Genomic DNA, 13,531 nt, shown 5'->3' with positions numbered 1-13,531 from the left:
GGCCTCTTTCACGCCGAATCGTATGTATACTGATTAAAACATCCGTATACCGGTCAGGCCGCGCTCTTCTGCGCGCGGTTTTCCACCAGATCCGCGACCACGCCGGGATCGGCGAGGGTCGAGGTATCGCCCAGGCTCTCGGTCTCATCGGCGGCGATCTTGCGCAGAATGCGGCGCATGATCTTGCCCGAGCGGGTCTTCGGCAGGCCCGGCGCCCACTGGATCACATCCGGCGCCGCGATTGGCCCGATCTCCTTGCGCACCCAGGCGATGAGATCCTTGCGCAGCGTCTCGGTCGGCTCCACATCCGCCACCAGCGTGACATAGGCGTAAATGCCCTGGCCCTTGATGTCGTGCGGGTAGCCGACCACAGCGGCCTCGGCCACCGCCTCATGCGCCACCAGCGCGGATTCGACCTCGGCCGTGCCCATGCGGTGACCGGAGACATTGATCACGTCATCGACGCGCCCGGTGATCCAGTAATAGCCGTCCGTATCGCGCCGGGCGCCGTCGCCGGTGAAATACAGCCCCTTGAAGGTGGAGAAATAGGTCTGCACGAAGCGCTCATGGTCGCCATAGACGCTACGCATCTGCCCCGGCCAGCTATCGGCGATGCAGAGATTGCCCTCGGTGGCGCCGGTCAACTCCTTGCCCTCGCCATCGACGATCAGCGGCTTCACCCCGGGCAGCGGCCTGGCAGCGGAGCCGGGCTTCAGGGCGATGGCGCCTTCCAGCGGCGTCATCAGCACGCCGCCGGTCTCGGTCTGCCACCAGGTATCGACGATCGGGCAGCGATCCTCGCCGACCACGTGATAATACCAGCGCCAGGCTTCCGGGTTGATCGGCTCGCCGACCGAGCCCAGCAGGCGCAGCGATTTGCGGGAGGATTTTTTCACCGGCTCTTCGCCGTCACGCATCAGCGCGCGGATGGCGGTGGGGGCGGTGTAGAAGATATTGACCTGGTGCTTGTCGATCACCTCCCAGAAGCGCGAGACGCTGGGGTAATTCGGGACGCCCTCGAACATCAAAGTGGTCGCGCCATTCGCCAGCGGGCCGTAGACGATATAGGTGTGGCCAGTGACCCAGCCGACATCGGCGGTGCACCAGAACACCTCGCCCGGGCGGTAATCGAACACATATTCATGGGTGTAGCTGGCCCAGACCATATAGCCGCCGGTGGTGTGCAGCACGCCCTTCGGCTTGCCGGTGGAGCCGGAGGTGTAGAGGATGAAAAGCGGGTCTTCCGCGTTCATCTCCACCGCCTGATGGGTGGGCGACGCCTTCGCGGTTTCTTCCTCGTAGGAGAGATCGCGGCCGGGCTGCATCGCCACATCGGCCCGGTGATCTTCACCACCACGACACTCTTCACGCTCGGGCAGCTCTTCAGCGCCTCATCCGCATTCACTTTCAGCGCCACCTTGCGGCCACCGCGGCGGCCCTCATCGGCGGTGATCAGCGCCACCGAGCCGCAATCCTGGATGCGGCTCGCCAGGCTGTCCGGCGAGAAGCCGCCAAACACCACGGAATGGATCGCGCCGATGCGCGCGCAGGCGAGCAGCGCGACGGCGGCTTCCACCACCATCGGCAGGTAAATCGTAACGACATCGCCCTTCTTGATGCCCTGGGCGGTGAGCACATTGGCCAGCCGGCAGACCTGCTCATGCAGCTCGCGATACGTGACCTTCTTGGACTGGGACGGGTCATCGCCTTCCCAGATGATCGCCACCGCATCGCCGCGCTCGGCCAGATGCCGGTCCAGGCAGTTGGCGCTGGCGTTCAGCGTGCCATCCTCGAACCATTTGATCGAGACATTGCCTTCGAAGCTAGTATTCTTGATCTTGGTCGGCGGCTTCATCCAGGAAATGCGCTTGCATTCCTCGGCCCAGAACGCCTCGGGGTTGCTGGCCGCCGCGTTGGTCATCTGCTCGAAACGGGCGGCATTGATCAGGGTTTTGGCTTCGACTTCCGGCTTCACCGGAATGATATCGGCATCGGACATGTCGGCGCTCCTCCTCCTTGTTTTTGTATGGGCGTTTTATCACAAACTTCCAGCGTCCGCGCCATCCATGATCCGTTCTGGCGCATTTCGTTACAACCAGAGGCGGCCATGGCCCACGGTTTCTGCAATGCTGCCCCGCAAGATCGTTGACAAAACTTCATGTTTCTGTGCCTGCTTGGCACGGCAATCGACTTTGGACTTGACTTCGGCTCCCGCGCGCCCGCTGCTGGACGCAGACAAGGCAGACCACGGTTGTCCCGGCCAGTTTGGCCGGGCTGGTGAAACGTTTGAGGAGCGACGAAGACTATGCCGATCGGTACTGTGAAATGGTTCAATACGACCAAGGGTTTTGGGTTCATCGTGCCGCAGGATGGCGGCAAGGACGTGTTCGTGCACATCACCGCCGTGCAGTCCGCCGGCCTGCGTGGCCTGAATGAGGGCCAGAAGGTCAGCTTCGACATCACCAAGGAGCGCGGCAAGGATGCCGCTGTGAACATCAAAGCGGTCTAAGCCAGCCTGATTCGCGTCAACGCCGCCCTTCGGGCGGCGTTTTTGTATCATGCCCCCGTGTTCGGCCGATAGGCGGTGGCGAACTGATCAAGCGCGTCCTGGATCTCCTGATCCGAGAGCAATACCGGCCCGCCCGCCTGCAGGGACAGCAGATAGTGCTGGGCCAGCACCTCCAGCTCGCTCGCCGCGCCCAGCGCCGCCTCCACATCCCGGCCCACCGCCAGCGCGCCGTGATTGGCCATCAGGCAGGCCCGCCGCCCCGCCAATGCGCGCAGCACCGCCTCTGACAATGCCGCCGTGCCGAACAGCGCGTAATCCGCGCAGCGCACATCGCCGCCGCCGAAGCGTGTGACCATGTAATGGCAGGGCGGAATCGCCCGGCGCGCCATCGAGAGCGCGGTGCAATAGGGCGCGTGGTGATGCACCACCCCGCCCACCTCCGGGCGGGAGAGATAGATATCCAGATGAAAACGCCATTCGGAGGAGGGGCGGAAGCGGCCTTCAAAGCTGCCATCCGGGCGCAGCAGCGGGATCATCTCCGGCGTCAGATCCTCATACGGCACCGCCGAGGGGGTGATGAGAATCCCGCCCTGCGTGCGCAGCGAGACATTGCCGGACGTCCCCGCCGCCAGACCGCGCGCCGCCATCTCCCGCGCCGCACGGATCAGCGCCTGCGCCTGCGCACTCACGAGGCGGGGGCGAGATGCAGGGTGGGGGAGATTTTCAGCGCGGCGCCGGTCCAGCGCAACGCCAGCGTGGCCTTGCTGACCGGCGCGGTGGCGAAATGCCCGGCGGCACAAGCACTCTTGGCATCCTTGGCGCTGACATAGCTCAGCGTCGCGCTGGCGCCGTCTTCCGCCGGGGCGAGGCCGTCGATCCCCAGCGCCACCGCCTCGCCGTCCGCAAGCCCCTGGCAATTGGCGTTGGGGGCCATGGTGCCGCGCAGATCGCGCGCCGCCAGCACCGCCGGCTTCTCACCGCCCGGCGGCGGCAGGGAGAGCAGCGAAAGCCGGCTATCCGCCTCGCCCTGCGCCTCGTCGGTATAGAGGCAGACGAATTTCGCCCGCCCGGTCGGGGCCAGCGAGACGCAATGCTCCGCCTGCCCGCCCGGATACCAGCCTTTCAGTTTCCAATGATCCGCATCGCGGACGAACAGGATGCCGCCGCCGAAACTATTCACATGCGGCTCGAAGCTGCCGGCATAGGTCACATAGGCCTCATCCGCCGTGGCGCTGGTGAGATGGCCGATGACAACGCTCTTCAACGTGATGCCCAGCCCCAGCCCGGCGCCGCCATAATCCTGGGCGGGATAACCCGGCAGGCTGGCGCATTGATGCGCATAGCCGCCCCCGGCCCCGCTGGCGCCGCCGCAGACCAAGGGCAGGAACGCCGCCTGCTCGGCGGCGCTCAAGGCGCGCGGATCGTGGTTCTGCGCCGCGACCGGGGGGACGGGCGCCTGGGTGGAGCCGCCCTGCACAGCGCTGCCGCCGGGCTGGTTTTGGTGCGGCAGGAACAGGAACAGCCCGGCTGCAATGATCACGACCAGGGAAAACAGAGCGGCGAGGCGCTTCATCAAAAACTCCGGATTCGGTCCAATCACCGCTTTGCCGGGTTTCCCGGCTTCGGTAAACAGGAAGTAACTTAAGCTTTTGGAAAGGAAGCCGATGGTGCTGCGGCGTGGTCTGCTTGCTGCGTTCCCCGCTCTGCTCTCCGGCTGCGCCAGCTGGCAGGCGCCGGGCTTCCATTTGCCCAGGCTGCCCCCCGCCCCGCCCGGCCCCTACCGGCTTGGCCCCGGCGATGCGCTGAATTTGCGGGTGTTCGACCAGGCGCAGATGTCCGGCAGCTATCATGTCGATGATGGTGGCAATATCGACCTGCCCTTGCTGGGGCTGGTGCAGGCCGGGGGCTTGAGCACCGACGCGCTGGCCAAGAGCATCGCCAGCCAGCTGCAGGCGCGCCAGCTCATCCTGCACCCCTCGGTGGCGGTGGAGATCGCCACCTACCGGCCCTTCTACACGCTGGGCGAGGTCACCACCCCGGCCCCTACCCATACCGCCCGGGCATGACAGTCCTGACCGCGATTTCCATTGCCGGCGGGTTCACTTACCGGGCCGAGACAGCCTATGTGGGAGTGACGCGCACGATTGGCAGCAAGGCTGCCCAATATCGGGCGCCGACCACAGCAATGGTTCTGCCGGGTGATGTCATCACAGTCTTTGAGCGCCGCTTCTGAGCCGACCAGCGGGGGCATCCCCCGCACCACCGCGCTCGCCCTGGTCGTCGCCGGCTATGTGACCTTCGTGAATATGTGGTGCACCCAGGCGATCCTGCCGGTGCTGGCGCAAAGCCTGCATGTCTCGCCGGCGCTGACCGGCTACACCGTCACCGCCCCGCTGATCGCCACCGCCGCGATGGCGCCGCTGATCGGCATGCTCTCGGACCGGTTCGGCCGGCGCGTCTTCATTCGCGGCGCGGCGCTGCTGCTGATCATCCCCACTTTGCTCGCCGCCACGGCCAGCTCGCTGCCGATGCTGATCGCCTGCCGGTTTCTGCAAGGGCTGCTGCTGCCCTTCATCTTCACCGTCACCATCGCCTATATCAGCGACGAGATGAGCCCGGCCAACGCGATGAAGATGGTGGGCATCTATACCTCCGGCACCATCACCGGCGGGTTTTCCGGGCGATTGATCGTCGGGTTCGTGACCGCGCTGACGCATAATTGGCGCATCGGGTTTCTGGTGATCGGGCTGATCACGCTGGTGGCGGCGCTGATCATCACCTTCCTGCTGCCGCGGGAGACGCGCTTCAAACCCACCACCGGCGTGGCGGGGGCGCTGGCCTCCTTTCCCAACCATCTCTCCAACAAACGGCTGCTCGGCACCTATGCGGTCGGGTTCGGGGTGCTGTTCTCGCTGGTCAGCGTCTTCACTTTCATCAATTTCCGCCTCGCCGAGGCGCCCTATCATATGGGCCCGGCGGCGCTGGGGGCGATTTTCGTGGTCTATCTCGGCGGCGTGGCGGCAAGCCCGGTGGCCGGGCGGCTGGGCGCGAAGATGAACCGGCAATGGCTGATGGCGGGCTGCACCGGGCTGATCCTGCTCGGTCTGGCGCTGACTTTGGCCAGCCCGCTCTGGATGATCGCGCTCGGGCTGCTGCTGATCTGCTTCGGGGTGTTCCCGCAGCAGACGCTGGCGACCGGCTTCATCGGCATCGCCGCGCGGGGGCAAAATCCACCGCCGTCGGGCTATATGTGACCGCCTATTATATCGGCGGCAGTTTCGGCGGGATCATCCCGCCGCCGCCTGGCACAGCGCCGGCTGGATCGGCTGCGCCGCCATAACCGCCCTGGTGCAGTTGCTGATGCTGGGCTTCGCCTGGAAGAGCTGGAAAACCGCCTGATCAGCCTGGGGCCTTGTGAGTGGGATCGACCCAATAGACCGATTCCGGCTTTTCCACCGGCTCGATACTGTCGATATTCACCACCACCGCCTCATTGTCCGAGCGCACCAGCACGCATTGCAGCACCTGCTCGGGGTCGGCATTGATCTCCTGGTGCGGCACGTAAGGCGGCACATAGATGAAATCCCCCGGCCCGGCCTCGGCGACGAATTCCAGACTCTCACCCCAGCGCATCCGGGCCTTGCCGGAGACGACATAGATCACGCTCTCCAGAGCGCCGTGATGATGCACGCCGGTCTTGGCGTTAGGATCGATGGCGACGGTGCCGGCCCAGAGGCGCTGCGCCCCGACGCGGGCCTGGTTGATCGCGGCCTGGCGAAACATGCCGGGGGTCTGGGCGGTGTTGGCGTCCAGCCGGTCGCCTTTGATGACGCGCACACCATCATGCTTCCAGCGCGGCTCTTGGTCATGGTCGTGGGTATGATCCTGCGGCATCCCGCTCTCTCTTCGCTCTCCGTGAGGAGGATGCGGGATGCCGGGCGGTTTGAAAACCCTCAGCTCCGAAAGCGCACGGCCTGGCCCTGCGGCTCGCCGGTCACCTGGCCTTCATACATCACCACCTGGCCGCGGATGATGGTGGCCATCGGCCAGCCGGTGCAGGCGACGCCGTCAAACGGCGTCCAGCCGCATGGGCTGGCGATCCAGCTATTCTCGATGCTACGCCGAGCCTTCAGATCGACCACGGAGAAATCCGCGTCATTCCCGGTCACGATGCGGCCCTTGCCGACCGCGCCATAGATCCGCGCCGGGCCCTCGGACATCAGCTGCGCGAGGCGCAGCAGCGAGAGCCTTCCCTCATTCACCTGGGTCAGCATCAACGGCAGGCTGGTCTGCACGCCGGTGAGGCCGGCGGCGGTGGCGGGCCAGGGCTTTTCCTTGGCGGCGCGCGGATGCGGCGCGTGGTCCGAGCCGATATTATCCACCGTGCCATCGGCCACGGCTTCCCAGGCGGCATCCATATGGCGCTTGTCGCGCAGCGGCGGGTTCATCACCGCATAGGGGCCAAGCCGCTCATACACATCCGGCGCGCATTGCAGCAGATGATTCACCAGCACCTCGCAGCCCACCAGATCCTTATGCGCCTTCAGGAAGGCGAATTCCTCGGCGGTGGAGACGTGCAGAATATGCGCCGGGCGGCCGGTGCGCTCGGCAATCGCGGTGATCCGGCGCGTGCCCTTGAAGGCGCATTCCTCATCGCGCCAGACATAATGGTCGCTATACGGCCCGCCGCCCTCAAACTGCGCCCGACGCGCCTGCAGCCGCTCCTCATCCTCGGAGTGGAAAGAGACGCGCCGGCGGCCCGAGCGCATCAGCCGCTCGATGCTTTCATCGTCGGAGACCAGCAGATTGCCGGTGGAGGAGCCGGCGAAGACCTTCATCGCGCACACACCGGGCAGGGTTTCCAGCGTGCCGGTCTCGTCCAGATTATCCATGGTGGCGCCGGCGAACAGGCCCATATCGCACCAGGCATGGCCAGCGATGTAATCATGCTTGGCGGTCAGGCTCGCAACATCCACACCCGCCGGGTTGGTGTTGGGCATGTCGAAACAAGCGGTTACCCCGCCCAGCACCGCGCCCAGCGAGCCCGAACGCATATCCTCAACGCCCTCGACCCCGCCCTTGCCGCCATCGCGGAAATGCACATGCGGGTCGATGACACCCGGCAGCACATGCAGCCCGGCGGCGTTGAAGCGCGCCGCCGACGCCCCGAGATTTTTACCGATGCCGGCGATCTTGCCGTCTTTCACGGCGATATCGGCGCTGGCCTCGCCCCAGGGGAGGACGACAATGCCGTTTTCCAGGATCAGATCATAGCTCATGGCAATTCCTATAGGCCGAGAAGCGTGAATGCGGCAGAGGCCACAGCCTCAACACTGAGCCCCGCCATCGGCGCCTCACCCTCCGGGCCGGGGCGATGGCGGTGGCGGTGCGCGGCCCGGCCGGGGCATATTCGCTGGCGCGCGAGCGGCCGAACAAGCCCAGCGTGGGGGTGCCGGCGGCGGCGGCGAGATGCATCAGCCCGGAATCATTGCCGACAAACAGGCAGGCCCGGCGCAGACAGGCGGCGGCCTCCGGCAGCGAGAGCGTGCCGACCAGATCGATCGCCCCGGGCAGCGCTGCCAGCACCGGGGCCGCCAGCGCCGCCTCGGCAGCGCCTGGCCCGCCGAACACGGCGGCGCGCACGCCGGGCATGCGGGCGGATAATTCATAAAACAAATCTATGAATCGCTGCGCCGGCCAGATTTTGCCCTCCCAGTTCGCCGTCGGCGCCAGGGCGATGATCGGGCCGTCCCCCAGCAGCAGAGCCGCCTTGGCGTCGTCCTCCGGCGCGGTCCAGGCGACGGGCAGCGGCGGCGGTGCGAAGCCCAGCGCGGTGCCCAGCTGCATATAGCGCCGCCCCGGCCGGCGGCCGCCCTTGAGCATGTGCCGCTTGCGCACGGCCAGCGCCAGGGTGATGGCGGAGCCGCGCACATCCACCGCGATATCCCAGACATGCGGCGCCAGCTTCGCCCAGAGCCGCAGCCAATGCCGGTCGAAACGCTCTTTCTCGAACACGATCAACCGTTCCAGCGCCGGAAACCGGGTGAACACCCCCTCCGCCACCGTGCCGCAGGCGACGGTGAAGCGCGCTTGCGGATATTGCAGCCGCAGCGCCTCCAATATGCCGCAGGAAATCACGGCATCGCCGATCCGCGACGAGGTTATGAACAGGATATTCATGTAACAGCGCCTGTAGCCTGCCCTGGCGGCGGCGGCAAACCGCTCTTGCCGTTCGCCCCTGGCGCGCCCATTTTGCCGGCATGAGCAGCATCGCGCATCTGCCGCATCGCGGCGTTCTGGAACTCACCGGCGCCGAGCGTGTGCCGTTCCTCAACGGGCTGGTCAGCAACGATGTCGCCCGGGCCGGGCCGGGCCGGGCCGTATGGGCGGCTCTGCTCACCCCGCAAGGCAAATATCTTGTCGATTTCTTCATTCTCTCGGATGGCGAGCGGCTGCTGCTGGACCTGCCCCGCGCCGAGATCCCTGCTCTGGCGCAAAAGCTGCGGCGGATGAAGCTGCGCAGCGCGGTGGAGATCAAGGATGTCTCAGAGGATCTGCATGTCTATGCCGTCTGGGGCGGCAGGCCGCCGCAGATCCCGCTGACCGCGGCCGATCCGCGCCTGCCCGAGGCCGGCTATCGCTGCCTGGCGGAGGCGCTGATCACCGCCAACGCCACACCGGAAGATTACGCCGCGCACCGGATCGGGCTCGGCCTGCCCGATGGCCCGCCGGATCTGGAGCCGGAGAAGAGCCTGCTGCTGGAAGCCGGGTTCGAGGAGCTGGGCGGGGTGGATTTCGAAAAAGGCTGCTATATGGGCCAGGAGCTGACAGCGCGCACGAAATATCGCGGTCTGATCAAGCGCCGGCTGCTGCCGGTGCGCCTTGCCACGCCCGGCCTGCCGCCCGGCACGCCGATCCTGGCCGAGGGCCAGGAGGTCGGCACGCTGCGCTCCAGCGCCGGCGATCTGGCCTTGGCGACGCTGCGGCTGGATGCGCTGGGCAAGGCGCTGGAAGCCGACGGCACCCAGGTGACGCCGTTGCCGATGAGCTGGATCAGGCTGCCCAGCCTGTCCTAGAGCAATATGTGTTTAGGTTGACGCGCCAGCGTCAATATAAACACATGAAATTGCTCGCTAAAACAAAAGCTAGAGCATCAAGCTAAAAGCTTGATGCTCTAAGCGGACGCCTCAGGCGCGTTCGGCGACGCGCGCGGGCAGGCGCACCACGGCGGCACTGGCGCCATCACGCAGCACCGACCAGCCTTTATGGGGCAGACGCCCCTCGAGAAACCCAGAATTATGAAAATGCAGCGTTGCCGAGGCAACGCCGCCATTGGCGATGGCCTCGGCGACATCGGGATATTCGGCCAGATACCACGCCTCATCGACGAGCACGGGCCGGGGCAGGCGGTTTTCGAAGTAACCGGCGGCGACATAATGCGCCTTGCCGGAGGAGAGTTTTCCTGCGCTGACGGCCTGTGCCACGTCCGCATTGGTCGCGAGATACCAAGCCTCATCGACCTCGACCATCTCCAGCACGGCACGGATCAGGCCAAATAATTTTTCCTCACGCAGCTCGACATAATGCCCAGCCGCGGAATCGTTATCGGCCATTAAATAGTTGTAGGACCGCATCGACACCACCTGGAATTGCATTGCGTCTATGGAACGAATAGACCATGCCTTTCATCATGATTCAAATTATAATTCTGCAACGCAGCATAAAATTTCGTTACATACCGGGCATTTGACGGAATTTCGTGTATTTTCCGATATCTGCTCTTGAGTGCGGCACGCCGATCGTCAAAAACTCGCCACGAATGCCGGTTCTGATGACGGCACCGGAACGGTCCGACGAACGGAGATTTGATGGCGATCAGGGGACATGTGGACACGATGGAAGGCAGCTACCTGACCGGTTGGGCCACCTCCGTGCCCGATACCGGCAACTGCGCCATCACCGTCACGGATCAGGAGGGCAAGCTGCTGGCCAAGGGCCGCGCCTCCCGCCACCGGCCGGATCTGGCCGCGCTGGGCCTCGGCCGCACCACCTTCGGCTATCGCATCGCCGTGCCGCTGAGCGAGGAGCCGCGCCTGCTGCGCGTCCTCGGCAATGGTGAGGAGCTGATCGGCTCGCCTGTGGCCGTCGGGCCCGGCCTGTTCGATGGGCTGTTCAGTCTCGAGGGCGACCAGCTGGTCGGCTGGGTGAGCGAACGCGCCCCGGCGAAGCAAGCCCCTTTCATCACTGTGCGCAACCAGGCGGGTCAGGAGGTGGCGCGCGGGCAAAGCGTGTTCGAGGCCCAGCCCGCCGACCCGCTCTTCGCCCCGGCGCGATTCAGACTGACGCTGGATGCGGATTGCTTCGGCGCCGGCGAGATGCTGCTGGAGGTGGCGGCGAATGGCCAAAATATCGGGCGGACCAGCTGCAATCTGGCCTTACGCGCCCATCTGGAGACGATCACGCCCACCCGCATGGTCGGCTGGGTGCTCTCCCCGGATGTGCCCAAGCGCATCTTCGCGCTCGATGTGTATCGCAACGGCATCCTCGAAGAGACCGATCATTGCGACCTTGAGCGCACGGATGTGCAGGCGCATTTCCCCGACTCCCCGACGCCGGGCTTCGATATCAGCCTGGATCCGCTGCAACAGGCCGCCGACCAGCCGGTCTCGTTGACGCTGCGCTTCGCCGGCGGCAAGCGGGATCTGTTCGATGGTCCCTATCTGCTCGCCGGGCGCCCGGCGGCGGTGGCCGCCCTGCAGCGCGCGGCGCATCTGGCGCATGCCGGGCTGCCGGGAATCGGTACCGGGGAGCGCGCGCTGCTGACCGCCGCCCTGCAGGAATTTCTGGCCAAGATGCGCGCCCAGGACGGGCTGGTGCTCGACCGCCAGCCCGCCCCCTTGCCCGCCCCGGGCGGCGGCAAGCGGGTCGCCATCGTCATGCCGATCTATCGCGGGGTAGAGGTCACCCAGGCCTGCATCGAATCCGTTCTGGCGCATCGCCAGGCCGAGACCGATCTGCTGGTGCTGATCAACGATGCCTCGCCGGATGAAGCGATGGCGCCGATGCTGGCCGGCTATGCCGGGCTGCCGAACGTCGTGCTGCTGGAAAATGGCGACAATCTCGGCTTCGTCGGCAGCGTCAATCGCGGCCTGGCGCTGGTCAAGGGCAGCGATGTGCTGCTGCTGAATTCCGATACGGTGATGTTCGCCGGCGGGCTGGATGAGCTGCTGCGCGTCGCCGCGGCGGATCCCGCGATCGGCACCGTCACCGCCATGTCCAGCAACGCCACCATCTTCTCCTACCCGTCGGCGGAGCTGCGCGAGGCGGCGCTGGCCGATATCAGCTGGCCGGAGTTGGCGGCCCTGGCCCTGGCCGAGAATGCCGGGCTGTGCGCGGATGTGCCGACCGGCCATGGCTTCTGCATGCTGATCAAGGCCGAGGTGATGGCGCGGATCGGCGCGCTGGATGAGGCGTTTGGGCGCGGCTACGGGGAAGAAAATGATTTCTGCGCCCGCGCCGCCGCCTTGGGCTATCGCAATGTCGCCGCTGGCGGCGTCATCGTCGAGCACAAGGAGAGCATCTCCTTCGGCAATGAGCGCGCCAGCCTGGTGGCGCAGAACCAGCCCCGGCTGAATGCGCTCTACCCCGAATATACCCCGCTGATCATGGCTTTCGAGGACCGTGACGGGCTGCGCCAGCTGCGCTGGGCGCTGGACCGCGCCCGCCTCGCCCGGGCGCGGGCGCAAGGGGCGCGCTTCGCGCTGGTCACCTCCAACGCGCTGGAAGGCGGCACACCGAAGGCAATCCGCGATATCGAACGCGAGGTCGGCTATGGCGGCGCCACCCGGCTCTCGCTCAGCGTCACCGAAAGCGGGTTGGTTGAGCTCTCCTGCGCCACGCCGCTGCTATGCGCGCATTTCAACAAGGACGAGGCGGCGGACTTGTTCGCGCTGCTGGATGTCGCCGATCCGCGGCTGGTGCTGGCGCATCAGCTGCTGGGCTTTCCGGCCAGCGTCATCGCCGGGCTGCGGGACTGGCTGGGGACGCGCCACAGCCTGTACTGGGCGCATGATTTCTACGCCCTCTGCCCGCGCGTGACGATGATCGACGCGATCGGCCGGTTCTGCGGCGGGGCGGATGCCGCCACCTGCGGGCGCTGCGTGGAGATGGGCGGGGCGCATGAGACCTCGGTGCTGAACGAGCTGAGCCCGGCGGAGCATCGCGCTTTGTTCGACAGCCTGCTGGCGAAATTCACCCATGTCATCGCGCCGTCGGAAAATGCCGTCGGCTATCTTCGCAAGGTGTTCGCGCAGATCAAGTTCAACGTGCTGCCGCATCCGGAAAGCCGGGACGGCGCCGCCCCCGCCGCGCGGGCGGGCAATGATACCGAGATCGTGATGCTGGGCGCCATCGGCCCGCATAAGGGCTCGGACAAGCTGCTGGAAATCGCCAGGCGGGCGCGGCTGACGCATCCGCATCTCAGCTTCCGCGTCATCGGCTACACCAATATCGACCAGGCGCTGCGGGCGGTGGGCAATGTCACCATCACCGGCAAATATACGCCCGAGGAGCTGCCCGAGCTGCTGGCGCAGACCAAGGGACGGCTGGCTTTGTTCCTGCCGGCCTGGCCGGAGACCTATAGCTACACCCTCTCCGAGCTGGTGAAGCACGGCTTCATCCCGCTGGCCCCGGATATCGGCGCGCCGGCGGACCGGATCCGCAAGGCCGGGTTTGGCGTGGTCTTCCCCTTCCCCGCCGATGCCGCCGCGGTGCTGGCGCTGATCGACGAGATTGCCGCCGGCACGGTTAGCCCGGTGCGCGAGGGCGCGCTGCCGGAGGCCTTCTTCTCCAAGCCCGAGGATCTGGAGCGGCTGAACCGGATCGTGCTGAACCAGCCCCGGGAGAGCGTGAAGGCGGCGCCGAAGCCGGCGAAGGCGAAAGCCCCCAGCCCGGCCTGAAAAAACGCCGAGTTTGGCGAGCAACTTTATCCGATCAAACGAATCCGTTTGATCGGATGTTGCT

At 66.0% G+C, this 13,531-nt stretch carries 11 protein-coding genes and 2 pseudogenes; 6 read left to right on the top strand and 7 right to left on the bottom strand.

Annotation, left to right across the window (positions count from 1 at the left end):
• Window positions 1-53: 53 nt before the first annotated feature.
• A pseudogene (gene acs, locus GT370_RS16530) lies at window positions 54-1,999 on the bottom strand (acetate--CoA ligase).
• A gap of 306 nt (window positions 2,000-2,305) precedes the next feature.
• Here acs and GT370_RS16525 point away from each other — a divergent pair.
• Window positions 2,306-2,509, top strand: a complete 204-nt coding sequence (locus tag GT370_RS16525; protein WP_008494955.1) for a cold-shock protein — start codon at window positions 2,306-2,308, stop codon at window positions 2,507-2,509.
• Window positions 2,510-2,556: 47 nt separating this feature from the next.
• On the opposite strand, the gene GT370_RS16520 is transcribed toward GT370_RS16525, so the two are convergent.
• Both GT370_RS16520 and GT370_RS16515 read right to left on the bottom strand, forming a co-directional pair.
• The gene (locus GT370_RS16520) at window positions 2,557-3,198 is read right to left on the bottom strand and encodes a class II aldolase/adducin family protein (protein WP_008494954.1); all 642 of its coding nucleotides are present in this window, start codon (window positions 3,196-3,198) and stop codon (window positions 2,557-2,559) included.
• The gene (locus GT370_RS16515) at window positions 3,195-4,082 is read right to left on the bottom strand and encodes a hypothetical protein (protein ID WP_008494953.1); all 888 of its coding nucleotides are present in this window, start codon (window positions 4,080-4,082) and stop codon (window positions 3,195-3,197) included. The genes GT370_RS16520 and GT370_RS16515 overlap by 4 nt, the downstream gene beginning before the upstream one ends.
• A gap of 91 nt (window positions 4,083-4,173) precedes the next feature.
• On the opposite strand from GT370_RS16515, the gene GT370_RS16510 reads away from it, so the two are divergent.
• From GT370_RS16510 to GT370_RS16500, 3 genes are read left to right on the top strand one after another with little or no spacing between them, the layout of a single operon-like run.
• A complete protein-coding gene (locus GT370_RS16510) occupies window positions 4,174-4,575 on the top strand; it encodes a polysaccharide biosynthesis/export family protein (RefSeq protein WP_270183412.1) in 402 nt (133 codons plus the stop codon).
• Window positions 4,572-4,742: a hypothetical protein gene (locus GT370_RS16505; protein ID WP_270183411.1), complete on the top strand. Its 171-nt coding sequence runs from the start codon at window positions 4,572-4,574 to the stop codon at window positions 4,740-4,742. The genes GT370_RS16510 and GT370_RS16505 overlap by 4 nt, the downstream gene beginning before the upstream one ends.
• A complete protein-coding gene (locus GT370_RS16500) occupies window positions 4,726-5,763 on the top strand; it encodes an MFS transporter (RefSeq protein WP_270183410.1) in 1,038 nt (345 codons plus the stop codon). Before GT370_RS16505 ends, GT370_RS16500 begins: the two co-directional genes overlap by 17 nt.
• A gap of 145 nt (window positions 5,764-5,908) precedes the next feature.
• Here GT370_RS16500 and GT370_RS16495 read toward each other — a convergent pair whose 3' ends face one another.
• The 3 genes and pseudogenes from GT370_RS16495 to GT370_RS16485 form a co-directional block, all read right to left on the bottom strand.
• On the bottom strand, window positions 5,909-6,403 hold the full coding sequence (locus tag GT370_RS16495) for a cupin domain-containing protein (RefSeq protein WP_008494950.1): 495 nt from the start codon (window positions 6,401-6,403) through the stop codon (window positions 5,909-5,911).
• Between the two features lie 59 nt (window positions 6,404-6,462).
• Window positions 6,463-7,788: a dihydroorotase gene (locus GT370_RS16490; protein ID WP_008494949.1), complete on the bottom strand. Its 1,326-nt coding sequence runs from the start codon at window positions 7,786-7,788 to the stop codon at window positions 6,463-6,465.
• An 8-nt stretch (window positions 7,789-7,796) separates the two neighbouring features.
• Window positions 7,797-8,689: pseudogene (locus tag GT370_RS16485) on the bottom strand (glycosyltransferase family 9 protein).
• Between the two features lie 80 nt (window positions 8,690-8,769).
• On the opposite strand from GT370_RS16485, the gene ygfZ reads away from it, so the two are divergent.
• The gene (gene ygfZ / locus GT370_RS16480; RefSeq protein ID WP_008494946.1) at window positions 8,770-9,585 is read left to right on the top strand and encodes a CAF17-like 4Fe-4S cluster assembly/insertion protein YgfZ; all 816 of its coding nucleotides are present in this window, start codon (window positions 8,770-8,772) and stop codon (window positions 9,583-9,585) included.
• Window positions 9,586-9,696: 111 nt separating this feature from the next.
• On the opposite strand, the gene GT370_RS16475 is transcribed toward ygfZ, so the two are convergent.
• Complete coding sequence (locus GT370_RS16475; protein ID WP_270183408.1) at window positions 9,697-10,122, bottom strand: hypothetical protein; 426 nt, start codon at window positions 10,120-10,122, stop codon at window positions 9,697-9,699.
• Between the two features lie 255 nt (window positions 10,123-10,377).
• On the opposite strand from GT370_RS16475, the gene GT370_RS16470 reads away from it, so the two are divergent.
• Window positions 10,378-13,467 carry a glycosyltransferase gene (locus tag GT370_RS16470; protein WP_270183407.1) on the top strand — a complete coding sequence of 1,030 codons (3,090 nt, stop codon included), beginning with the start codon at window positions 10,378-10,380 and terminating at the stop codon, window positions 13,465-13,467.
• Window positions 13,468-13,531: the final 64 nt, after the last annotated feature.

It is taken from the genome of Acidocella sp. MX-AZ03 (assembly GCF_027626035.1).
GTDB classification, from domain to species: Bacteria; Pseudomonadota; Alphaproteobacteria; order Acetobacterales; family Acetobacteraceae; genus Acidocella; species Acidocella facilis.
Note: the sequence above shows the minus strand (reverse complement) of the source record. Positions and strands in the feature narration are given on the sequence as shown.